The 23,309-nt window shown below is 56.2% G+C and carries 21 protein-coding genes; 15 read left to right on the top strand and 6 right to left on the bottom strand.

All coding sequences use genetic code 11. From position 1 onward, the window contains the following. Window positions 1-10 precede the first annotated feature (10 nt). The 7 genes from V8L70_RS03875 (at window position 11) to V8L70_RS03845 (ending at window position 7,900) form a co-directional block, all read left to right on the top strand. The gene (locus tag V8L70_RS03875) at window positions 11-919 is read left to right on the top strand and encodes an ABC transporter permease (protein ID WP_336268904.1); all 909 of its coding nucleotides are present in this window, start codon (window positions 11-13) and stop codon (window positions 917-919) included. Continuing rightward, a complete protein-coding gene (locus tag V8L70_RS03870) occupies window positions 912-1,961 on the top strand; it encodes an ABC transporter ATP-binding protein (RefSeq protein WP_336268903.1) in 1,050 nt (349 codons plus the stop codon). The genes V8L70_RS03875 and V8L70_RS03870 overlap by 8 nt, the downstream gene beginning before the upstream one ends. Further along, on the top strand, window positions 1,958-2,971 hold the full coding sequence (locus V8L70_RS03865; RefSeq protein ID WP_336268902.1) for an ABC transporter ATP-binding protein: 1,014 nt from the start codon (window positions 1,958-1,960) through the stop codon (window positions 2,969-2,971). Before V8L70_RS03870 ends, V8L70_RS03865 begins: the two co-directional genes overlap by 4 nt. 28 nt (window positions 2,972-2,999) lie before the next feature. Beyond that, entirely contained in the window at window positions 3,000-4,421 is a 1,422-nt protein-coding gene (locus V8L70_RS03860) for a M20 family metallopeptidase (protein WP_336268901.1), read from the top strand. After that, on the top strand, window positions 4,406-5,557 hold the full coding sequence (locus V8L70_RS03855) for a M20 family metallopeptidase (protein ID WP_336268900.1): 1,152 nt from the start codon (window positions 4,406-4,408) through the stop codon (window positions 5,555-5,557). Before V8L70_RS03860 ends, V8L70_RS03855 begins: the two co-directional genes overlap by 16 nt. 133 nt (window positions 5,558-5,690) lie before the next feature. Next, window positions 5,691-6,227 carry a superoxide dismutase family protein gene (gene sodC / locus V8L70_RS03850; RefSeq protein WP_101147370.1) on the top strand — a complete coding sequence of 179 codons (537 nt, stop codon included), beginning with the start codon at window positions 5,691-5,693 and terminating at the stop codon, window positions 6,225-6,227. 197 nt (window positions 6,228-6,424) lie between these two features. Continuing rightward, window positions 6,425-7,900: a carbon starvation CstA family protein gene (locus tag V8L70_RS03845; protein WP_101147371.1), complete on the top strand. Its 1,476-nt coding sequence runs from the start codon at window positions 6,425-6,427 to the stop codon at window positions 7,898-7,900. A gap of 115 nt (window positions 7,901-8,015) precedes the next feature. Here the strand turns inward: V8L70_RS03845 and bfr are convergent, their stop codons facing one another. The 5 genes from bfr to lptF form a co-directional block, all read right to left on the bottom strand. Beyond that, complete coding sequence (bfr, locus tag V8L70_RS03840) at window positions 8,016-8,498, bottom strand: bacterioferritin (RefSeq protein ID WP_008959829.1); 483 nt, start codon at window positions 8,496-8,498, stop codon at window positions 8,016-8,018. A 204-nt stretch (window positions 8,499-8,702) separates the two neighbouring features. Then, the gene (locus tag V8L70_RS03835; RefSeq protein ID WP_008959830.1) at window positions 8,703-8,909 is read right to left on the bottom strand and encodes a (2Fe-2S)-binding protein; all 207 of its coding nucleotides are present in this window, start codon (window positions 8,907-8,909) and stop codon (window positions 8,703-8,705) included. Between the two features lie 169 nt (window positions 8,910-9,078). Beyond that, a complete protein-coding gene (locus tag V8L70_RS03830; RefSeq protein WP_035564688.1) occupies window positions 9,079-9,552 on the bottom strand; it encodes an RDD family protein in 474 nt (157 codons plus the stop codon). A gap of 68 nt (window positions 9,553-9,620) precedes the next feature. Beyond that, entirely contained in the window at window positions 9,621-10,685 is a 1,065-nt protein-coding gene (gene lptG, locus V8L70_RS03825) for an LPS export ABC transporter permease LptG (RefSeq protein WP_336268899.1), read from the bottom strand. After that, window positions 10,685-11,764: an LPS export ABC transporter permease LptF gene (gene lptF / locus V8L70_RS03820; protein WP_336268898.1), complete on the bottom strand. Its 1,080-nt coding sequence runs from the start codon at window positions 11,762-11,764 to the stop codon at window positions 10,685-10,687. The genes lptG and lptF overlap by 1 nt, the downstream gene beginning before the upstream one ends. Before the next feature lie 146 nt (window positions 11,765-11,910). On the opposite strand from lptF, the gene V8L70_RS03815 reads away from it, so the two are divergent. The 3 genes from V8L70_RS03815 to V8L70_RS03805 all read left to right on the top strand — a co-directional run bounded on the left by V8L70_RS03815 (window position 11,911) and on the right by V8L70_RS03805 (window position 15,250). Further along, window positions 11,911-13,431: a leucyl aminopeptidase gene (locus V8L70_RS03815; protein WP_336268897.1), complete on the top strand. Its 1,521-nt coding sequence runs from the start codon at window positions 11,911-11,913 to the stop codon at window positions 13,429-13,431. A gap of 165 nt (window positions 13,432-13,596) precedes the next feature. After that, on the top strand, window positions 13,597-14,718 hold the full coding sequence (locus V8L70_RS03810; RefSeq protein WP_336268896.1) for a branched-chain amino acid aminotransferase: 1,122 nt from the start codon (window positions 13,597-13,599) through the stop codon (window positions 14,716-14,718). A 100-nt stretch (window positions 14,719-14,818) separates the two neighbouring features. Further along, the gene (locus V8L70_RS03805) at window positions 14,819-15,250 is read left to right on the top strand and encodes a DNA polymerase III subunit chi (protein WP_008959837.1); all 432 of its coding nucleotides are present in this window, start codon (window positions 14,819-14,821) and stop codon (window positions 15,248-15,250) included. Window positions 15,251-15,399: 149 nt separating this feature from the next. Here V8L70_RS03805 and V8L70_RS03800 read toward each other — a convergent pair whose 3' ends face one another. After that, window positions 15,400-15,855 carry a hypothetical protein gene (locus tag V8L70_RS03800; RefSeq protein WP_336268895.1) on the bottom strand — a complete coding sequence of 152 codons (456 nt, stop codon included), beginning with the start codon at window positions 15,853-15,855 and terminating at the stop codon, window positions 15,400-15,402. Window positions 15,856-16,017: 162 nt separating this feature from the next. On the opposite strand from V8L70_RS03800, the gene V8L70_RS03795 reads away from it, so the two are divergent. From V8L70_RS03795 to V8L70_RS03775, 5 genes are all read left to right on the top strand, one after another. Continuing rightward, a complete protein-coding gene (locus V8L70_RS03795; RefSeq protein ID WP_336268894.1) occupies window positions 16,018-17,214 on the top strand; it encodes an MFS transporter in 1,197 nt (398 codons plus the stop codon). A gap of 104 nt (window positions 17,215-17,318) precedes the next feature. After that, the gene (locus tag V8L70_RS03790) at window positions 17,319-20,165 is read left to right on the top strand and encodes a valine--tRNA ligase (RefSeq protein ID WP_336268893.1); all 2,847 of its coding nucleotides are present in this window, start codon (window positions 17,319-17,321) and stop codon (window positions 20,163-20,165) included. Window positions 20,166-20,377: 212 nt separating this feature from the next. Beyond that, window positions 20,378-20,752 carry an SPW repeat domain-containing protein gene (locus V8L70_RS03785; RefSeq protein WP_008959841.1) on the top strand — a complete coding sequence of 125 codons (375 nt, stop codon included), beginning with the start codon at window positions 20,378-20,380 and terminating at the stop codon, window positions 20,750-20,752. A 262-nt stretch (window positions 20,753-21,014) separates the two neighbouring features. Next, window positions 21,015-22,058, top strand: a complete 1,044-nt coding sequence (locus tag V8L70_RS03780; protein WP_336268892.1) for an aminoglycoside phosphotransferase family protein — start codon at window positions 21,015-21,017, stop codon at window positions 22,056-22,058. Window positions 22,059-22,088: 30 nt separating this feature from the next. Continuing rightward, entirely contained in the window at window positions 22,089-23,309 is a 1,221-nt protein-coding gene (locus V8L70_RS03775) for an ABC transporter substrate-binding protein (RefSeq protein WP_336268891.1), read from the top strand.

Genomic DNA, 23,309 nt, shown 5'->3' with positions numbered 1-23,309 from the left:
GGAGAACACCATGGCACACACCCTTTCCCCACCGGTGGCGGCAGAGCAATACTTAGTCGGCAGTTGGCAATCGCGTTTACTGCGCAGCACACTTAACAACCGCAGCTTAGCCATCGGCTTATTGATCATTACGTTACTAGGTATTATCGCGCTTCTGGCACCGTGGCTAGCCCCCCATGATCCCTATTTACAGAACACCGCTAACCGCATGGTGCCGCCTTTCTGGCACGATACTGGTAGTTGGACACACCCGTTAGGCACCGACCGTCTTGGTCGTGACTACCTGAGCCGCCTGATTTATGGCACCCGCATTTCACTCTTTATCGGCATAGTGGTTGCACTGATTTCAGGCCTGATTGGTACGACGTTAGGCGTGTTGGCAGGCTACTTTGGCGGTCGCGTTGATGCCGTGGTGAGCTATCTACTGACCACTCGCCTGGCCATGCCCGTGGTATTGGTAGCACTTGCCATGGCCTCGCTGATCGGCGGCTCGATGCTGACCGTCACGCTACTGCTGGGGCTGCTGCTATGGGATCGCTTTGCGGTCGTTGCCCGCTCGGCTACTCAGCAATTGCGCGATGCCGAGTATGTTCAGGCTGCCCAGGCGCTGGGCTGTTCGCTGCCCTATATTCTACTGCGCGAAGTGCTGCCCAATATCGCCGGCGCTCTCATCGTGGTGGCTACCCTCGAAGTCGCCAACGCTATTTTACTTGAAGCAACGCTGTCGTTTCTGGGCATGGGCGTGCAGCCTCCTTCCCCCTCTTGGGGGCTGATGATCGCCGAAGGCAAAGCCTATATGTTCTTTCAGCCCTGGGTAATTACGATCCCTGGCAGCGCGCTATTTATTCTGGTGCTGGCGATTAACTTACTAGGCGATGGACTGCGCGATCTCAGCGCACCGGGAGGCCGCAATGAGTAATCTATCCTCAGTTGAGCGTTCAACAGCGCCAGCCTCACCGCTACTCACTGTAAAACAGCTGCGCGTCGACTTGCCGATAGCAAAAGGCACGCTCCACGCCGTGCGGGGTATCGACTTTCACGTTGAACGCGGTGAAATGCTCTGTCTGGTGGGTGAATCGGGCTGTGGCAAATCCATGACGTCGCTGGCATTAATGGGCCTGCTGCCGCGCAAAGCGCAGATAAACGCCGACTGTCTCAACTTTGACGGCGTTGACCTGCTCACGGTGCCCGAACGCGAGCGCAGCAATTTACGCGGCGCGCGTATGGCGATGATTTTCCAAGAGCCCATGACCGCGCTCAACCCTGCCTACACTCTGGGCAATCAGCTTTGTGAAGCCTTGCGCCGTCACCAGCGGGTATCACGTAAAGCGGCCCATGACCGCGCCCTCTACTTACTTGAGCGGGTAGGTATCAGCGCGGCGGAAGAGCGCATGCGCCAGTACCCTCATCAGCTTTCGGGCGGGCTGCGCCAACGGGTAATGATTGCCATGGCGTTAATGTGTGAACCCGATCTGATCATTGCCGATGAGCCCACCACGGCCCTAGACGTCACCATTCAAGCGCAAATTCTCCACCTGCTGCGCGATCTTCAACAGGAGTTCGGCACGGCGGTTATTTTCATCACCCACGACCTGGGCGTTGTTGCACGCATCGCGGACCGAGTCGCCGTGATGTATGCCGGTGAGGTGATTGAAACCGCCTCTGCCCAGGCGCTCTTCAAGGCCCCTAACCACCCCTACACCCAAGGATTATTGCGCTGTATCCCGACGCCCGGCAAGACATTGCCAGGCAGTCGTTTACAGGCGATTCCAGGGGTGGTGCCCAGCCTGGTAGGCAAGGTCGAGGGCTGCGCCTTTTGCAATCGCTGCGACCAAGCGGATGAGCTGTGCACTACCACGCCGCCCTTACATGCTGTCACAAGCGAGCACTATTCACGCTGTCACTTTGCTCATCAGCAAGCCCGCCCAGAGCTGCTAAATACTCAGGAGATAACATCATGACAAGCAACGCCTCTCCTGCAAACAGTATGGATCCACTTGCCCTCGAACTCTGCGCGCTGTCCAAAACGTTCAAACTAGGTGGCGGCATGCTGCACAAAAGCCGAACCTTAAAGGCAGTCAATGAGGTATCGCTGCGCGTTCCCCGCGGTCAAGTGATGGGGCTGGTGGGTGAGTCGGGCTGCGGTAAGAGCACTTTAGCCAAAATGCTGCTGGGTCTCACGAAACCAAGCGGCGGCGATGTATTAATCAACGGCAAAGCGATTGTTAATGCTGACCAAAAAGCATTAGCTCGTCATATTCAGCCGATTTTTCAAGATCCCTACTCATCGCTCAATCCACGCCAGCGGATTGCCCAGATCGTTGGCTTGCCACTCCGCATTCATGCCATCGGCACCCCCAAAGAGCAAACGGCTAACGTTGAAAAGATGCTGGAGTTGGTCGGCCTGCCCAAGCGAGCTGCCCAGCAATACCCAGGACAGATGTCAGGCGGTCAGCGCCAGAGGGTAGCGATTGCCCGAGCGCTGATTATGCGCCCTGACCTGGTGATTTGTGATGAACCCACTTCCGCGTTGGATGTGTCGGTTCAAGCCCAGATTCTCAACCTGCTGCTCGACCTGAAAGATGAGTTTGGCCTTACCTACCTATTTATTAGCCACGACCTCGCCGTGGTTGAGCATCTAGCAGACCGCTTGGCGGTAATGTACCTGGGCCAGATTGTCGAAGAGGGTACGCGTGAACAAATCTTCTCAGCCCCGCGCCACCCTTATACCCAAGCGCTACTCGCTTCCGCGTTGACGCCGGAGCCAGGTTTAGGCGTGCCCGACATTGGCCTGGGGGCAGGCCAGCCCGACCCCACCCAGCCACCCTCAGGCTGCGCTTTTCACCCACGCTGCCCAATCGCTCAACCGCAATGCTCAGAGCAGACACCAAAGCTAAGCGCTATTACTCATGCTCCCAATCAGGCTTCTGGACACAGCAACCAGGCGCGTGTCGCCTGCCATCTTGCCTAAATACATTTAACGTTAAAAAGGAATGCTTATGTCGCGCCAACACGCCTTAGACAATGCCAAATCTTACTTTGATAGCGGTGAATTTTATCAGCAGCTTGCGCCGCGCATTGCCATCCGTAGCGAAAGTCAGGAATCGAATAGGCAGGAAGAGCTTCACCGCTACCTTACCGAACAGATTATCCCAGATATCGAGCAGCTCGGTTTCACGTGGGAAATTGTCGATAATCCCGTGACAGGATTTGGGCCTTTTCTGCTCGCTGAACGCCTTGAGCCTGAGGCTACGTTCAGTGTATTAACCTATGGCCATGGCGATGTGATACGCGGCTATGACGACCAGTGGGCCGACGGGCTGTCACCTTGGCAAATTACCCAGCGGGGGGACCGCTGGTATGGGCGTGGCACCGCTGACAACAAAGGCCAGCACACGATTAACCTAGCCGCACTGGGCTGTGTGTTGAAAGCCAGCAACGGGCGCCTGGGTTATAACGTTAAACTGGTGTTGGAGATGGGCGAAGAGACCGGATCACCGGGGCTAAAAGAGGTCTGCCATCGCTATCGCGAGCGTTTAGCGGCCGACGTGTTCATTGGGTCAGATGGCCCCCGTTTGAACGCTGACTCGCCCACCCTGTTTTTAGGCTCACGAGGTTCATTCAATTTTGACCTTAAACTGCAGGCCCGGGAAGGGGCCCACCATTCAGGTAACTGGGGCGGCGTTTTAAAAAACCCGGCTGTACGGTTAACTAATGCGCTGGCCACGCTGGTGGATGCCAACGGCGTGATTCAGATACAGGGCTTACGCCCGGAACCTATTCCTGACGCCGTTCGCAACGCCCTGGCCTCACTCGAGGTGGGCGTCGGTGACAATGCACCGACGATTGATACGGACTGGGGTGAGCCAGGACTCTCCCCCGCTGAACGGTTATTCGGCTGGAATACCTTAGAAGTGCTCGCCATGAAGGCTGGAAACCCGGACGCTCCGGCCAATGCGATTCCGCCCCACGCCTACGCCCACTGCCAACTGCGCTATGTCGTAGGCAGCGATCAGGATAATTTTCTTGCTCATTTGCGCCGCCACCTGGATCAACACGGCTTTAGCGATATTGAGGTGAGCGCGGCGCGCATGTCTCAGATGAATGCTACGCGGCTGGATCCTGAGGATCCTTGGGTGGGCTGGGCGTTAACCTCAATACAACTGACGACGAATAAAACGCCAACGCTGTTACCTAACTTAGGCGGATCATTACCCAATGATGTATTTGCCGAGACACTGGGCTTACCCACACTATGGATCCCCCACTCCTATCCCTCATGTTCGCAACACGCCCCCGATGAACACTTGTTGGGTAGCATTGCCTCAGAAGCGCTTATATTAATGGCGGGGCTATTCTGGGATTTGACTGCCCAAGGTGCAGAGATTCATAAGGAGCGCGCTGCATGCAAGACCCACTAATACAACAAGCGTGTCATTGGCTAGAGGGGCAGCAGCAGGCGATGATTGCTTGCTTGGAGGCCCTGGTTAATATCGACTCCAACAGCTACGACAAAGCGGGCACAGATGCGGTTGCCGACCTGATTACCCAGTGGCTTGAGCAGGATGGAATCACGGTCATACGACACCCACGCCCAGACTCAGGCGATATTTTAGAAGCACAGCTGGGGGAAGCAGACCAAGGCCATGCGCTACTCATGGGCCACAGGGATACGGTTTTTCCTACCGGCACAGTGAAGAGTCGAGGCTATACGCAAAAAGAGAATCTAGGCTTTGGTCCAGGCGTAGCCGATATGAAAAGCGGTTTGGTGATGAACTGCTTTGTTCTGCGTGCGTTAAGCCGTTTGCCCGACTGCCCCCTACCCGTTCGCGCCCTGTTTACCGCCGATGAGGAGATTGGCTCGCCGAATGGCCGAGCCTTCATTGAAGCCGCTGCCCAAGGGGCTCGCGCCGTCTTGAACGTCGAGCCTGGGCGCGTCAGCGGCAATGTGGTCACTGGCCGAAAAGGAGGTGCTGGTTTTTTGATCAACGTTACCGGTAAAGCCGCCCACTCCGGCGTTAGCCATGCCGATGGCGCCAGCGCAATCGAAACACTCGCCCGCAAGATCATCAAGCTGCATGCGTTGACCGATTATGAGGCAGGGATCACCACCAATGTGGGCACCATCACCGGTGGGGTTTCACGCAACACTGTCGCGCCTTTCGCGTCTGCTCAGTTGGATATTCGCTTTGTAACGACAGCACAGCGTGACCAGCTGTATAAAGCCATTGAAACCATTATTGCCGAACCCGATATTCCCGACACCCAGGCAACCATCGAACAGACATCGGAGTTCTATCCTCTCGAAGAGTGTATGAGCAGCAAACTGTTTGCTCTCTACCACTCCCAGGCTAAAAACGTTGGTTTTGAAGTTGACGGTGAATTCACCGGCGGCTGTTCTGATGCTGGCTGGACGGCCAGCTTGGGCATTCCCACTCTGTGTGGACTTGGCCCGGTCGGCGCCAAAATGCACACTGATGAAGAGTACTGCTTACTGGATACGCTGGTACCACGTACTCAAGCACTCGCGGCTACTTTATTAAGCTTAAAAGATTGAATTTAAAAAGAGTGCTTTTACATCACATAACAGCTGCTTATGAGTAGCCGGGTGGCGAAGTACCTGCTCGGCAGCTACCTTAAATAAGCAACGCTGCTACAGCGTTTCCATGGATTCGGAAGGAGAAAACTCTATGCGCTATTCAACACCACTTACTGCTATTGCTGCCTCATTACTGCTCGCCACATCGGCGGCCCAGGCCAATGAAACCCTTGATGTGGAGATGCATAAAGTCAGCACCGAAGGAAGTGAAGAGTCTATTGGCACCGTATCACTTGAGCATACGGATCACGGTTTATTGCTGACACCCTCGCTGTCGGATCTTGAGCCCGGCGTTTACGGCTTTCACGTTCACCAGAACGCCAGCTGCGACCCAGCCGAGAATGACGATGGCGAGATGACTGCCGCCCAGGCAGCAGGTGGCCACTATGATCCTGAGGAAACCGGCACCCACCAGGGACCTTATGGTGAAGGCCACTTGGGTGATCTACCGGTGTTAACAGTGAATGAAGATGGTGAAGCGAATCTGCCTGTTCTTGCTCCACGCTTAAGCATGGAAGATATGCCTGGCCGCAGTATCATGATTCATGAAGGTGGTGATACCTACGAGGATGAGCCTCATCTTGGTGGTGGCGGCACTCGTATGGCCTGTGGTGTCGTGGAATCTTAATACCAGCACTCACGTAGAGCAGTAAAACGGGCGGCCGATGGGTTGCCCGTTTTTATTGATTGATTACCAACTAAAGTCTAGCTGTGCTGATCAGCCCTTATCTGTACATTCGATCCGGCTAAAAAAGTGCCTACTTTTGTGTTACTGGCACACTCGCCACTCTTGGCTAATCCCCTTCACTGCTCTAGGTACCTTCGATGATCACCTTTATTGTATCGATCCTGCTGCTGATTGCGGGCTACTTTACCTATGGGAAGTTCGTTGAGCGCGTGTTTGTGACTGACCGCAAACGACGTACGCCAGCATTCACCATGCGCGACAACATCGACTACGTGCCGATGAACACCACGCGTAACTCGCTTATTCAGTTACTCAATATTGCCGGTGTCGGCCCCATTTTCGGCCCCATTCTAGGGGCACTGTATGGTCCAGTGGCGTTTATTTGGATTGTGGTCGGCTGCATTTTTGCTGGTGCGGTGCACGATTACCTGACCGGCATGATCTCGATTCGCAACCACGGCGCCCACCTGCCGCAGTTAGCGGGCAAGTTTCTCGGCAAAGCAATGAAGCACGTGGTGAATGGCTTCGCAATTCTGCTGCTGCTTCTGGTGGGTACGGTCTTCGTGACTTCACCCGCAGCGCTGCTGGCCAATATGACGTCGCTGTCGTTAACGCTCATCATTGTCGCTATCTTTATTTACTACCTGATCGCCACCCTGCTGCCGATTGATAAAGTCATCGGCCGTATCTATCCCTATTTCGGTGCGCTACTACTGTTCAGCGCGGCGGGTATCGGTATTGGCTTGATTGTGACGGGCGCGCCCATCCCCGAGCTCTCCTTTCAAAACATGCACCCTGAAGCAGCCCCCATTTTTCCGCTGCTGTTTTTAACCATCTCCTGCGGCGCACTTTCCGGCTTCCACGCCACCCAAACGCCGATTATTTCGCGTACGACTGAAAATGAAACCAATGGGCGTAAAATCTTTTACGGCATGATGATCACCGAAGGCATCATTGCGATGATTTGGGCGGCGGCGGCGATGAGCCTGTTCTACGGCGACCAGTCACTCGCCGATGTGCTGGCGGCGGGTGGCCCTGCTGCAGTGGTGAGTGAGGTGTCTACCACCATGCTCGGCGCTGTCGGCGGCACCCTGGCCATACTCGGCGTTATTGTGTTGCCGATCACCTCTGGCGATACCGCTTTCCGCAGCGCACGAATGATCATTGCTGACTACATCAAGATCGACCAAAAGCCAATTATGAAGCGCGTGATGGTGGCTCTACCGCTGTTTGTAGTGTCCTATGCATTAACCCATATGGACTTCACGCTACTGTGGCGTTACTTCTCATGGGCGAACCAAACCACCGCCGTTATCGCGCTATGGGTAGGTACCATGTACTTGGTGTTGTCGCGTAAACCTCACTTAATCACATCAATCCCAGCCACCTTTATGACCATGGCTACCTTTACCTACTTGGCCTATGCCCCTATCGGTTTTGGTCTACCGCTGCACTTGAGCTATGTGGTAGCGGCACTGGGTACACTTATCTGCATCGCGCTATTTATGAAGCGTGTACGCCGTTTGAGCCGCACGACCTTTGCGGTTGATGAACCTGCAGAACAGGCGCTTGGTACAGGCAAGGCGGGCGATACGCTAGCCACCAGCTCATAGCGTGATTGAGAGGAAATACTAGCAATAGAAAACGGGCAGCCAAGTGGCTGCCCGTTTTCTATTCTGCACGTTTAGCTGAACTAAAAAGCCAACCAAACAGACTTGGCTAGAGAGATCACTCTTCGCCAGCCATCTGCATTTGGCGCTGCAGGTAGTTCTGAATACCGACCTGTTCGATTAGCTTCAGCTCAGTTTCGATGTGGTCAATATGACCCTCTTCATCGGCGAGCAAGTCACGCAGCATATCGCGGGTAACGTAATCTTTAACGCTCTCGCAGTAGGTGATGGCTTCGATGTAGTCATTGCGGCCGTCGTGCTCGATTTTCAGATCGCTTTCGAGCATCTCTTTGACGTTTTCGCCGATGTGTAGCTTGCCAAGATCTTGCAGGTTGGGGATGCCCTCTAGAAACAGGATGCGCTCAATGATCTTGTCAGCGTGCTGCATCTCTTCGATGGATTCATCGTATTCCCACTTAGCCAGCGCTTTCAGACCCCAATCCTTGTACATTTTGGCATGTAAAAAGTACTGATTAATCGCAACCAGTTCGTTGCCGAGCGCCTTATTGAGATGCTCAAGAACTTTAGTATCACCTTTCATGACGTCACCTTTTCTACTGTAATGCTAATGTATATGCCAATGGTTAAGTTGGCCTTTAATAACGCGATCAAGCAGTTACGTTTGGAGAGAGGTATAGGCGCACATAGCTATACTCCCAGCTTTCCTGAGAGTATAGATAAGGTATTTAAAAGTTCAAGCAAATCATATATTTGCTAAAGGCAACCCTAACAATAGTGATTCGCGTCACACGGCGTAGGCAAGGCCCATATCGGCTTCTTGGCGTGCTTCTTGTACGGCGTCGCGGGTAATAGATTTAGCATAGCACGCGCACTTACCGCACTGCGTTGCGCAGCCGGTTGCCTCGCGTACTTCTCGCCAGCTGCGCGCTCCGTCGCTAACGTGCTGGCGAATCTGATGGTCGGTTACTCCCTTGCACACACAAACGTACATGGCGACACCTCATAAAAGTCATGAGGTGAATGTAAATGATTCGCATAGGTCTTTTCAAGTAGAAATGACTGCTTGTTGGTATCTATTCGTCTTAAAGAATAACAAAAGCACGATAACCTATTGGCTTAGCAATGTTTTCTACCTTCATAAGGCATATCGCAAATGGCCATTATTTTTTCGGCAAAACCACCGTTTGCGTGTTGGAAGCAATATCTGGCCAGCTGCGCCGCTGTTTATCGAACAGTACCCACAAGTAGCCCAAACCAAATGCCAGCAGTGAGAGCCACGCCACTGCGCAGCGAATGAGGCATTGCCTCAAATTCAGCGAATAGCCATCCAGTGTTTGCACCCGCAACCGCCACGCCTGCATGCCCAAGGTCATTCCCCCACGCGACCAGGAGAAAACGAAAAACAGGGTGACAAAAAACAGCAGCAAGAGACGCAGGCTCCAGATATCACCGGCCGTAGTGCCAATCTCTTCTGGCTGCTGACCAAGCACATAGCGGAAAAAAACCATATGCGCGACGGTCACGGCTATCCAGATCGCGGTGACCAGAAAGCCGTCATAGAGCATGGCACCCAGGCGGCGTCCAAGACCCGCTGGCCATACGCTGTCCAACTGAGCAAAGCGTCGTATTCGCATAGTTCTCTCTTATTAGTTCTTGCTTGCCACTTGGCGGTGATGAAATTTTTTGGCTTAGCAAACTACGCCTAACCGTTGCGACGTAGAAAGTAGATCCCTACCCCGGCACACGCCAATGTTGGCACCAGCACGGCCCACACGGGGGAAAAACCAAAGATTGTCGAGGCGGGCGCCAGCAGATCTTGTACATACTTGAAGCTCAGCCCGGTGACCACGCCGTAAAACACGCGCGTACCTGCGGCCACGGTGCGCAACGGGCCAAACACAAAGGAAGCTGCAATCAGCACTAGCGAACCCATGGTGAGCGGCATCAGCATCTTCTGCCAAAAATACAGCAGCGCCTGGTCATTCTGCAGGTTCTGTTCCTCAAGGAACTGGGCATAGGCCCAAAGCTCGCTGGGTGCCTGGCTCTCAATATCGCGCAGCAATCGCTCCAGTTGGGTGGGGGTAAACGCAGTGTCCCAATCCATGCTGGCCGCCTGGTCCGACTCAGTGTGATCGTCGAAAATGCGCGTGGTAGCCACATTTTCCAACCGCCACGCATCGCCTTCCCAACGGGCACGCTGTGCGTAGGTGGCTTCGACTAGCTGGCGATCATCAAAGCGATAACGGGTTAAATCAAGCACCACGTTATCCGCACGGATCGCCCCAAAACGGTAGACACTATCACCCTCGATCTGCCAGCCGCTGCGGCTGGTCAGCATGGCGCCTTCGCCTTGGAGTTTTTCCAAGCGCCACGCTTCGGCGTATTGCTCGGTACGCGGGCTAACATACTCGGCGACCAGCAGCACCACGACCACCACCACTAGCACCGGCTTCATCACGCCCCAAACAATGCGCGCCAGCGAGCGCCCAGCGGCACGCATAACGGTGAGCTCATTGCTCGACGCCATGCTGCCCAAACCGATCAGCGCCCCAATCAACACCGCCACGGGGGCATACTGATAAAAACGCCAGGGCATGCGCATTAGCAGGTACAGCAACGCATCCAGAGCAGTGTAGCCTGCCTGTACATCGCCTAAGTCATCAATATAGGCAATGGTAATATCCAAACCGAGCAGCACAAACTGAACGACGACAATGGCCGCCAACACGTTGCGGGCGATATAACGATCGAGACGGTCAAGCACCATTAGCGCATCCCCTTACGTTGCGAGCGCCACAGCATTAGCAGGCCCAATCCCAAGAACAGCCCGTGTACCGGCCACACACCCAGCATACTGGACCAAGTACCGCTGCCAATCGCATCGACCACCGCCAGCAGCAGGCTGAGATACGCAACATATAAAAAGACCGCAGGCAGTAGTTTGCCGAAGCGCCCCTGGCGGGGATTGACACGTGAAAGCGGCTGCGCCATCAAAGCCAGCACAAACACCATTAAGGGTAGGCCCGCACGCCACTGCCACTGGGCCTGAGCACGGGGACTTGGATTATTCCATAGCTCAAGCGTGGTCGCGTACTCCAGAGAATCAAGCTCCTGCCGGTCGCGACTTAATCCCAGGCGCAGGGTATAGCGCTCAAACGTGAGCCGCTCGGCGCTCTGCTCACCTGGCGTCACCCCGTAGCGTTCACCATCATCCAGCACTAAAAAGCGGCTCCCCGTTTCGAGTCGGGTTTCCTGATAGCCCGAGACAGCGCGGGTAACGAAGTCGTGGGTTCCTTCGTCGCCCTGCTGGTTCTGTTCGTGCACCAGCACGTCTCGCATTTCCGTTCCGTCGCTGGAGAAGCCACCTATATACGCGGTACGACCACCCCCAAACTCCTGAAAGCGCCCCGGCGCCAACACGGAAACATCCAGGCGGCTACGCTGCTCTTCCAGCGCAGTTTCCGTTTGCAGCGCGCCATAAGGGGTCAGCCATAGGCTACAGATGCCTACCAACACCGCTACCACGCTGGCGGGTAGCAGGGTCACTTTCAACAGCCGCGTAGGGCTCATCCCGCAGGCGACCATCACGGTAATTTCGCTATTCATGTAGAGCTGCCCATAGGCCAGCAGGATGCCCAGAAAAAAAGACAGCGGTAAAATCAGTTCCATAAAGCCGGGCAGGTGAAACATCATGAGGCTGCCTAACATGGTGACCGGAATATCGCCTTCCGCTGCGTCCGAAAAGTAGCGGATAAAGCGGCTGCCCATGATCACCAGCAACAGGATGCCAGCGACCGCCGACATGGTGAGTAACACTTCGCGAGTTAGATATCGAAATAAAATCAACGCGCTCTCCGGCTAGTCGTGCAGGATGCCATGCAATAAGCGAATGGCTTGGGTACACTAAACAAATTATTCTCAGTCCCTTTTCACAATCAAAAGCAACGGGGCATTATCCCGATTCCCTCGCTGCTTGTCTTGTTGGAGCCGTCATGGAATTTTCCGTTCAGACTGCGAACCCGGCCAAAACCGAAACGGCCTGCCTTTTGGTACCGGTTTTCAAAGGTAGCGATCTTCTGCCCACCGTTGCCAAACTGGACGACGCCAGCGAGCGCCTGATTGGCCAATTGCTGGAACGCGGTGACTTTGACGCCGCGCTGGGCAATGTGCAATTGGTGCCCTTTGCACCGGGCCTGGGCGCTGAGCGCATCTTGCTAGTGGGCTTGGGTGAGCGCGAAAAATGCCAGGAAGCCGCCTTCATCAAGGCGCTGGATGCGGCCATGGCAGCGTTAGTCAAACTGCCTATCGATGAAGCGAGCGTGGTATTCGGCGATGTGCCACTCGCCGACCGCGACCCGGCCTGGAAAGCGCGCAAGGTGATGGAAGCGGCTGAGCGGGCCATTTATCGCTTTGATCAGTTCAAATCATCGCCCGCCCCGGCCCTCAGCCTAGCCAAGCTGACGTTAATGATCAGCGATGCCGACGCGGTTTCGCAGGTTAAGCAGGGCGCCTTAATAGGCAACGCGATTGGTCAGGGCATCAATTACACGCGCACCTTGGGCAACCTGCCTGCCAATATCTGCACGCCTCGCTATTTAGCCGATCAGGCAGAGCAGCTGGGCCGCGATTCAAAGGGCGCCCTTGAGGTCGACATTCTTGATGAAGAAGCGCTGGAAGCCCTGGGTGCAGGCTCGCTGCTTTCTGTAGGGCGCGGCAGTAAGGAACCGACACGCCTGATCGTTATGAAGTACCAAGGCGCCGACAACGTCGATGAAGCCCCACATGTGCTGATCGGCAAAGGCATAACCTTTGATACCGGCGGTATTTCGCTCAAGCCCGGCGAAGGCATGGACGAAATGAAATTCGACATGTGCGGCGCTGCCAGCGTATTCGGCACCGTCAAAGCAGTGTTGGATATCAAGCCGAAGCTCAATCTGGTGTTTATCGTCGCCGCCGCCGAAAACATGCCCGACGGCCGCGCCACCAAGCCCGGCGATATCATCAAAACGCTAAAAGGGCTGACCGTCGAAGTACTCAATACCGACGCCGAAGGCCGTCTGGTACTGTGCGACGCGCTGACCTACGCCGAGCGCTTTACTCCCGCCAGCGTGGTCGATATCGCCACTCTTACCGGCGCAGTAATTGTCGGCCTGGGCCATCACGCCACCGGCCTGCTCTCCAACGACGACGACCTAGCGCTGGATCTACTGGATGCAGGCGAAGGGGCATGGGATCGCGCCTGGCACCTGCCGCTGTGGGATGAATACCAAGACCAGTTGGATTCCAACTTTGCCGATCTGACCAACATTGGCGGCCGCCCCGCAGGTACGATTACCGCCGCGTGCTTTTTATCGCGCTTTGCCGATCATTTCCCCTGGGCACACCTGGATATCGCCGGTACCGCCTGGCACTCAGGCAAGCAAAAAGGCGCCACCGGTCGCCCCGTTGGGCTGTTAACCCAGTACCTGCTGGACCGTGAAACCGATGCCCAGGTAGAAAATAGCGACGACTAATATCACCACTCGGCATCACGATCCCTCGTTCAACGGTTGCCTTTCAGCGCGGCAACCGTTAAACCTGAACACATAAGCGTGCGCCCTGCCCTTGGGCACACGCTGTACTACACACATTGCTTACTTTTGCCCTTCGGGGTCTGGCTCTAGCGGAGACAACACGCCGTGCCCACAGCTTCAGATAACCAGTCAGAATCGCGTTTTGAAATACTGCCGTCCAACCAGCCGACGGCCGATGAGATCCGTGAAAATATCCTTAAAAACCCCGGTTTTGGTCGCTACTTTACCGACCACATGGCCCATATTCGTTGGACTGTGGACGCCGACTGGCACGGCCATCAGGTGCGCCCTTACGGCCCATTAACGCTCGATCCCGCCTCCTCAGTGCTGCATTACGGCCAGGAGATTTTTGAGGGCATCAAAGCCTACCGTCATGCTGACGGCTCGATTTGGACGTTCCGCCCCGAGAAAAACGCCGAGCGCTTCCGCCGCAGCGCCCGCCGATTAGCGCTGCCGGAACTGTCCGATGAGGATTTCATCGGCTCGCTGAAAGCGCTGCTCGCCCAGGATCAGGCTTGGGTACCTACGCCTGCCAGCGCGTCTGATGAATGTAGTCTCTACCTGCGTCCGTTCATGATCGCCTCGGAAGCCTTCCTGGGCGTACGTCCGTCACAGGAAGTCGACTACTATGTGATCGCCTCCCCGGCGGCAGCTTATTTCAAAGGCGGCATTGCCCCGGTGTCGATCTGGCTCTCCTCGAACTACAAGCGTGCAGCCGCAGGCGGCACCGGCTTTGCTAAATGTGGCGGTAACTATGCGGCCTCATTAGCCGCGCAGAAAGAGGCCGAAGCTCATCAGTGTGGTCAGGTTGCGTTTCTCGATGCCGCTGAAAACAAGTGGGTGGAAGAGCTGGGCGGCATGAACCTGTTCTTCGTCTTCAAAGACGGCCGTTTGGTGACCCCGCGCCTGACCGACACCATTCTCGAAGGCGTGACGCGCAACTCCATTCTCACGTTGGCCAAAGATGAAGGTCTAACGCCGGAAGAGCGCGCTATTAGTATTGACGAGTGGCGCGAAGGCGCGGCGTCCGGCGAGATCACCGAAGTGTTTGCCTGCGGTACCGCCGCGGTCATCACGCCGGTCGGTGAACTGGTCACTGAAAACGAGCGTATCAAGCTCACCGCGGGCGGCAACAATGAAATCGCCATGCGCATCCGTACCAAACTGCTCGACCTGCAGTACGGCCGCAGTGAAGATAAGTACGGCTGGCTAACCCAGCTGGTTTAAGCGGGTTTAAAACCCACGCTTCACCGTTCAACGCCGCCGCCACGTTTGCGGCGGCGCTGTTTGTAAGTAATACATTTATCTGCAATCGCTGGAGCCGCCGATGGCACGTATTGATTTCTATATTCTGCCCGATACGACCTTGGAGGCGCGCTTGCAGTTTGCCTGCAAACTGGCCGAGACCATCTGGCGTAAAGGCTACCGCCTGCATCTACACTGCGAAGACAGAGCCCTCGCCGAGCAGGCCGATAGCGCGCTGTGGAATTTTCGCCCGGATGCTTATTTACCCCACGCCCTGGAAGATAGCGAAATGGCCACCAGCGTACCGATCACGCTAGGCTGGCAGCAGCTGCCGGTGCCCACGGAAGAAACCGCCCTGCTTAATCTACACCCCGATATTCCCGAAGGTGTAGAACGCTACGCGCGAATCGCCGAGATCATTAATCAGCACCAACAAGTGCTGGTCGCCAAACGCGCCTGCTGGCAGCGCTATAAAGAAATGGGCCATGAGGTCGTGCCACATAAGCTGGGGTAAATGGCTGGGGAGACCATATACCATAAAGACGTGACCCCGCACTTGGCGGGGCCATCAACAGCATTAGGCAATCGCGGTCAGTGCGGCCAGGCGGTCAGCCTGACCTGCTCTCCATCACTGCTCTCGATTACCTGCAAGGCGTCTTCGCCTTAGCCGCCCTGTTGCTGCATCTGCTGCATCTGTTGTTGCATTTGCTCCTGCTGCTGAGCTATGGCCTCATCCGGTTGTTCACGCTGCTCCTGGGTGAATACACCTTCGATCTGAGACTGTATGATGGCGCTATCAGCGGTCATCTCGGCCGTTAGGTCACCAAGACGCTGCGCGTCCGCACGAATGGAAGCTTCATCGTAATCGGGCTTAACCTGCTCGCTGAGTTGCTGTTGAAGTTGCTGGGCTTCCTGCTCCTTGCCACTGATTTCATCTTGCATCTGGGTCAAGAGGTTGCTCATCTCTTCTTTCTGGCCTTCATCCAGATCCACCATTTCGTCGAGTTGATTAACTTGGTCATCGACGCTTGGGGTGCCGCCACCCATTTGCTGGGCCATGGCGGGGACACTGAATGCCAGTGCTGCGACTGCCGGAACGAAAAGCTTAGCTACGTGCATAAAGACTCCAATTACTTACAAATTTGTATTTCCTGCCCGACGAAATCCTGACGGGTCTTGTGGTCCGACAATGCTATTTTCAAAAAATTCGTCGTAACGGCAAATTGTTGATTACCATAAGCGGGGCCTTGCCGCGCTATTCGCATCCATGGAGACGTCAACGTGCTCACGCGCTACCCTTTAGCCGTTATTGTTATCGCCCAACTGTTTGGCACCTCACTGTGGTTTAGCGTTAATGGCGTTGGCTTAGCACTTCAGGAGGCCGTGGGCCTCAGCGAAAGCGATTTAGGTCTGCTCACTATCGCCGTTCAGGCCGGGTTTATTAGCGGCACGCTGCTGATCGCCACCACCGGCCTTGCTGACAGAATTCGTGCCAGCCACCTGTTTGCGATTTCTGCCGTGCTCGGCGCGCTGATCAACGCCGCCTTTATCGGCGTCGCAGAGAGCGTCACGCTGGCAGCCGTGGCGCGCTTTGCGACCGGCCTATGCCTGGCGGGCATCTACCCGCTCGGCATGAAATTGGTGGTGAGCTGGACCCCCCGCCACGCCGGGGCAGCGCTGGGTTGGCTGGTGGGCATGCTGACCTTGGGCATTGCCTCACCGCACCTGCTACGCGGGTTAACGCTGCACCTGCCCTGGCAGTGGCCGCTGCTGCTGGCCTCATTGTTGGCGCTGGTCGCCGCGCTAATGATTTTCAAACTGGGTGTTGGCCCGCACCTCCCGGCCACCGCCAAAAGCGGGCGCCCCTGGGCAGGGCTAGCCGCGTTTAAACAGCCGCGCTTTCGCGCCGCCGCGCTAGGTTATTTCGGCCATTGTTGGGAGCTGTATGCGCTGTGGGCGCTGGTGCCGTTTCTGGTCGCTAGGGAGCTGGAACGTCTTGGCGCTGCCAACGGCGCCCAGCCATGGCTAAGCTTTGCCGTGATTGCGTTGGGCTTGCCCGGCTGCGTACTTGCGGGCAAATGGAGCCGTCACATTGGCAGCGACCGCGTGGCCTGCGTGGCGTTAGCAACCTCTGGTGCGCTGTGTTTGGTATATCCGCTTTTGGGCAGCGCATCGCCCTGGCTGCTGCTGGCGCTTCTCGGCGTATGGGGCGTTAGCGTGATTGCCGATTCTGCTCAGTTTTCAGCGCTGGCATCGGCCACCGCCCCAGCCGAGCGACTGGGGGCAGCGCTGGCGATGATGAACGCTATCGGCTTCGGGCTCACCATTCCTTCGATTGCGCTGGTTACCTCGCTGTGGTCGAGCCAGTCTCTGGCGGTGATCTGGTGGTTATTGCCGGGTCCTATCCTGGGGCTCATCGCCATGCGCGGTTTTTCTTCGCATCAGCACCTTGCAAAGACGGTGCGAGGCAACCGTTAACATTAACAACGCGCGTGAGTAGCACCTGACGCCCCCGGCACTCACGCTGTATACTCTCGCGCTATACAATTTCACATTTTTTGCCAGCCGTGAGCCGACTCTCCATGGAAAAGACCTACCAACCCGAACAGATCGAAACCCGCTGGTACGAGCGCTGGGAGGCCGACAACCGTTTCGCCCCTTCCGGCCAGGGCGAGCCCTTTTCGATCATGATTCCACCGCCCAACGTGACCGGCAGCCTGCACATGGGTCACGCGTTCCAGGACACCATTATGGACACCCTGACGCGCTGGAAGCGGATGCAGGGCAACAACACCCTGTGGCAGGTAGGCACCGACCACGCCGGTATCGCCACGCAGATGCTGGTGGAGCGTAAAATTGCCGCCGAAGAGGGCAAAACCCGCCACGACCTCGGCCGCGATGCGTTTATCGATAAAGTGTGGGAGTGGAAAGAAGAGTCTGGGGGCCATATCACCCGCCAGCTGCGCCGCATGGGCGCCAGCGTGGATTGGAGCCGCGAGCGCTTCACCATGGACGACGGCTTCTATAAAGCGGTGCAGGAAGTGTTCGTGCGCCTGCACGAAGAAAAGCTGGTCTACCGCGGCAAGCGCTTGGTGAACTGGGACCCTACCCTGCATACCGCCATTTCCGACCTGGAAGTGGAAAACAAAGAGCAGCAGGGCAGCTTCTGGCACTTCCGCTACCCGCTGGCCGACGGCGTCAAAACCGACGACGGCAAGGATTACGTGGTGGTCGCCACCACCCGCCCGGAAACCCTGCTGGGCGATACCGGCGTGGCGGTTAACCCGGAAGACCCGCGCTACGCCTCCTTGGTGGGCAAATTCATTGAACTGCCGCTGGTGGGTCGCCGCATTCCTATCGTGGCGGACGAGCACGCCGATATGGAGAAAGGCTCCGGCTGCGTGAAGATCACCCCGGCCCACGACTTTAACGACTACGAAGTCGGCAAGCGCCAGAACCATCTGCTGATCAACGTCTTCACCAAAGATGCGACGATTCTTGAGCAGGCGGAAATTTTCGACCTGAAAGGTCAGCCGCAGCCCGATGAAGATGCCAGCCTGCCGGCCAAATACGCGGGCTTGGATCGTTTCGAAGCGCGCAAACAGATCGTCGCGGATATGGATGCCCTCGGCCTGCTGGTGCAGGTAGAGAGCGTTAACAACACCCTGCCCTACGGCGACCGCTCCGGCGATGTCATCGAGCCGCTGCTCACCGATCAGTGGTTCGTGGCCGTAGAGAGCCTCGCCAAGCCCGCCATCGAGGCGGTGGAGAACGGCGACATTCAGTTCGTGCCAAAGAACTACGAGAACATGTACTTCGCCTGGATGCGTGACCTGCAGGACTGGTGTATTTCTCGCCAGCTGTGGTGGGGCCACCGCATTCCGGCTTGGTACGACGCCGACGGCAATGTCTACGTGGCCAGAAGCGAAGAGGAAGCCCGCGAGAAGCATGGCCTGGGCGCTGACGTGGCGCTGACCCAGGACGAAGACGTGCTGGACACCTGGTTCAGCTCGGGCCTGTGGACATTTGGCACCCTGGGCTGGCCGGAAAAAACCCCAGAGCTGGAAACCTTCCACCCCTCCAGCGTACTGGTGACGGGGTTTGACATCATCTTCTTCTGGGTCGCCCGGATGATCATGATGACGCTGAAATTCACTGGCGAAGTGCCCTTCAAAACCGTTTACGTACACGGCCTGGTGCGCGACGGTCAGGGCCAGAAGATGTCCAAATCCAAGGGCAACGTGCTGGACCCTATCGACCTGATCGATGGCATCACGCTGGATGACCTGCTGGAAAAACGCACCGGCAACATGATGCAGCCCAAGCAGGCCAAGGCGATTGCCAAAGCCACCAAAGAGGAATTTAAAGACGGCATCGAAGCCCACGGCACCGATGCGCTGCGCTTTACGTTCCTTTCCCAGGCCACCACCGGGCGCGATATCAAGTTCGATATGAACCGCCTGGACGGCTACCGCAACTTCTGTAACAAGCTGTGGAACGCCTCGCGCTATGTGCTGATGAATGCCGAAGGCGAAGATTGCGGCACCAGCGGCGAAGAAGTGGAGCTGTCGCTAGCCGATCGCTGGATCATCTCCCAGCTACAGAAAACCGAAGCGCAAGTCACCAAAGCCATGGACGAGTACCGCTTCGACCACGCGTCCCAAGCGCTGTACGAGTTCGTTTGGAACGAGTACTGCGACTGGTATTTGGAACTATCCAAGCCCGTACTGTGGGACGAAAATGCGACGGCCGAAGCCAAACGCGGCACTCGCCGCACGTTGGTGCGCGTATTAGAAGCTATCCTGCGCTTGGCCCATCCGATGATGCCCTACATCACCGAAGAGATCTGGCAACGCGTCTCGCCGCTGGCAGGTGTGTTTATGGGTGACGACGCATCGATCATGCTGCAAGCTTGGCCAGAAGCCGATGAGAGCAAAATCGATGAGCAGGCCAGCCTGGATATCGAGTGGCTCAAAGGCGTCATTATCGCCGTGCGTAACATCCGCGCCGAAATGAACATCGCCCCTGGCAAACCCCTCGACGTGCTGCTGACCAAAGGTAAGCCCGAAGACGCCGAGCGCCTAGAGAGCAACCGCCACTTCCTTTCCAAACTCGCCAAGCTGGAAAGCGTCACTTGGCTTGAAAACCCAGACGACGCCCCGCTCTCAGCCACGCAGTTGGTAGGCGATATGGAAGTATTGGTGCCGATGGCAGATCTCATCGACAAAGACGCCGAAATCGCTCGCCTTAGTAAAGAGATCGACAAACAGGACAAGCTGATCGGCGGCATCGAGAAAAAACTCAGCAACGATGGCTTTATCGCCAAAGCACCAGTTGCGGTGGTGGATAAAGAGCGCGGCAAGCTGGCCGAGTTCCAAGCTGCCAAACAGTTGTTGGAAGAGCAACGGGCGAAGATCGAGGCGCTGTAATAACGCTTTTATAGCTTACAGCTAAAAAGGGCGGTACTTAGCGGTGCCGCCCATTAACGAATGTTATAAATCCTTTTTAATTAAGCAATTACCTGCCAAAAAGCATGCTTACCGCTGGAAACCCGAACCTCCTTTACTATGTTAATAGTGATGTCGGTTAATGCTGCATTGAATCGGCAGTTAAACCACTTGGCATATTAAGGAGGATAGCCATGCGCTTTATTTCAACTCGGGTACACGGGATGGTCGATTATCTAATGGGCCTGCTGCTTATCGTCGCTCCCTTCCTGCTCGGCTTCGCCACGGGAGGTGCTGCTCAGTGGGTGCCGATCATCTTGGGTGTGGTCATGCTGGCGTCAGCCATTATGACCAAGTATGAGCTTGGGCTTATGCACATGATCCCCATGCCACTCCACCTCACCATGGATCTGATCAGCGGTATTCTGCTGCTCGTTTCGCCTTGGCTGTTCGGCTTCGCGGATACGGTCTATTTGCCGCATGTGATTCTCGGTATCATCGAGATTGGCGCCAGTCTTACTACGGAAAAGCAACCGCGAAACGTGGTAGCTTCAACGAACCGAAGCTAAGTATTGCTGTTTTGTTTCCAGCGGCGACCCTATCGCCCTTGGATAGGCAAGTGAATAACGGTCTTTAGCTTACGCGCCCACCGCATCATAAGGTGGGCGCTTTGCGTTATGTGGCACTATGTGAGCTCTCTGTCTGGTATGTATAGCGCCTTCTGCTCTGTCTTAATCAGTCTTAATCACTTTTTCTTACGAAACGTGTAAGGTTGGTACAAGAACAGCCACTAAGTGGCATCGCTGATTCAGCAACGACACGGACTGCGCTATGCCGACACCTATTGAGGCGCGATTAGAAGCGCTGGCGACCGAACTTGAGCGGGCCGGGATTGCGTACCGCGAGCTTTCGCCAATGGCGGATACCGGGCTAGCTCATGATCATGTCTGGGTGCATCGCACCGATGGCGATGATTGGGTGGCGCGGCTGCCAAAGCAGAGCCAGATGAACCTGCCTCCAGAAGAGAACTTGGCGTATCAATCTGCCTGTTACCAGCGCTCAAGCCCTGGCGGGCACACGCCTAAGCTGTATGCCACCCTACCACCAAGCGAAGCGCTGCCCCGCGGTGGGCTCTTGGTGGAAGCTATTCGTGGACGCTTGGCACAATTGCCCGACGACCTCCCCGCCATCGCGGATGCCCTCGCCAGCCTGCATCGCCAACCGCTGCCCAGTGTCGCGAAGCAGGAACCACTGCTTGCTCCTAAAGACCCGTGGCAGGCGATGGTGGAGGAAGTGCGTCAGCAGGCTAACTGGCTAGGCGATGCGCAGCTTTCGAGTAAAGTGATTCAGCGGATTAAACAGGAGCTGGATTTACTTCCGCCCCGCTTACACGATGAAGCCGCTACACTGATTAGCTTTGATACCCACCCTGGCAACTTTTTGATCCGTGACGATGGTCGCGCGGTGCTGGTGGACCTTGAAAAATGCCGCTATGGCCTACCGGGGATCGACCTTGCCCATACCTCGCTTTACACCTCGACCACCTGGGACCTTAATAGCCAGGCCGTGCTATCGCTGGGTGAGGTGATTGACTTTTACCGCCGCTGGCAAGCCGCCATGGAAAAGTCGCCCGACACCGACACGCTGGTCGCCTGCCGCCGGGCTACCTGGCTGTGGTCGTTGACCTGGTGCGCTAAATGGCGTGCCCAACACTTAAATGCTAAAGATGCCCAGCAGCGTGGGGAGGATTGGTCGGCAGAACTTACCGACCCCGCGGTGATTGATCATGTTCGCGACCGGGTTGAGCACTACCTATCACTGCCCATTATTGATCACGTTCATAGCGAACTGCAGTGCTTGCAAGCCTCGCTATAACGTTTGCGCTTCCTATAGAAGAGAGATGCGATGCTCATTAAACGACACCCCTTACGCCTCACTATCGCGGCAACCATGTTTGCCATTGCGCTGCCTGCAGCCGCCGCCCCAGACCCAAATGAGTGGCAAAGTGTGCTGTCAGAAGCCGAAGGGCAAACCGTTTACTGGAATGCCTGGGGTGGCGATACGCGCACCAATCGTTATATCGACTGGGTAGCGGAGCAAATGCAGGCGCAGTACGGTGTCGATGTTGAGCACGTAAAGCTGGACGATACCGGCAGCGCGGTAGCGCGGGTGCTGGCTGAAAAGCAGGCGGGCAACAACGATGAGGGCAGTATCGATCTGATTTGGATCAACGGCGAGAACTTCGCGGCGATGCGCGAAAGCGACCTGCTGTTCGGCCCCTTTGCAGAGTCACTGCCCAACTTTGCGCTCACCAATGCTGACGAAAACCCTGAGGTGGTCACCGACTTTACGCTACCCACCGAGGGCTATGAGTCGCCCTGGGGTAAAGCACAGATCACCTTCTATTACGACAGCGCCCAAACCGAAGCCCCTCCCCAGGATATGCCGTCGCTACTCGATTGGGCCGAAGAGAATCCCGGCCAGTTTAGCTATCCGCGCATACCTGACTTCACCGGCAGCACTTTTTTAAAGCAGGCGTTGATTGAGCTTACTGAGCAAGATGAGGCGCTTTATCAGCCGGTGTCAGAGAGCGATTTCGATGCCGTAACAGCGCCGCTATGGGCGTACTTGGATGCGCTGCATCCGCACCTGTGGCGCAGCGGGCGAACCTTTCCCGACTCAGGCCCCCACTTGCGTACGCTGATGAGCGATGGCGAGTTGAGCTTAGCGTTTTCGTTCTACCCTACCGATGCCGCGGTGGCCGTCATGGAGTATGAACTACCGGAAAGCGTGCGCAGCTACGTGCTGGCTGGCGGCACGCTGGGTAATGTCCACTTTGTGGCCATTCCCTACAACTCGCCCCATAAAGCCGGTGCCATGGTACTCGCCGACTTTCTACTTTCACCGCAAGCCCAGGCCGAAAAACAGTCGCTGGCAATGTGGGGAGACCGCAGCGTTTTGGATATCGATCAGTTAGAAGCGGCTGACCAGGCCCTGTTTGAACAGGGTGACCGGCACCCTTCAGCGCTAGCGGCGGATGCGCTATCAAACACACTACCCGAGCCGCACCCCAGCTGGATGACCGCCCTGCAAGACGCATGGCTTGAGCGTTACGGCGTTAACTAG

The sequence above is a fragment of the Vreelandella arctica genome, assembly GCF_037070215.1.
Lineage (GTDB): Bacteria > Pseudomonadota > Gammaproteobacteria > Pseudomonadales > Halomonadaceae > Vreelandella > Vreelandella arctica.
The sequence above is the reverse complement of the archived record's forward strand: the minus strand, read 5'-3'. Positions and strand labels throughout refer to the sequence as shown.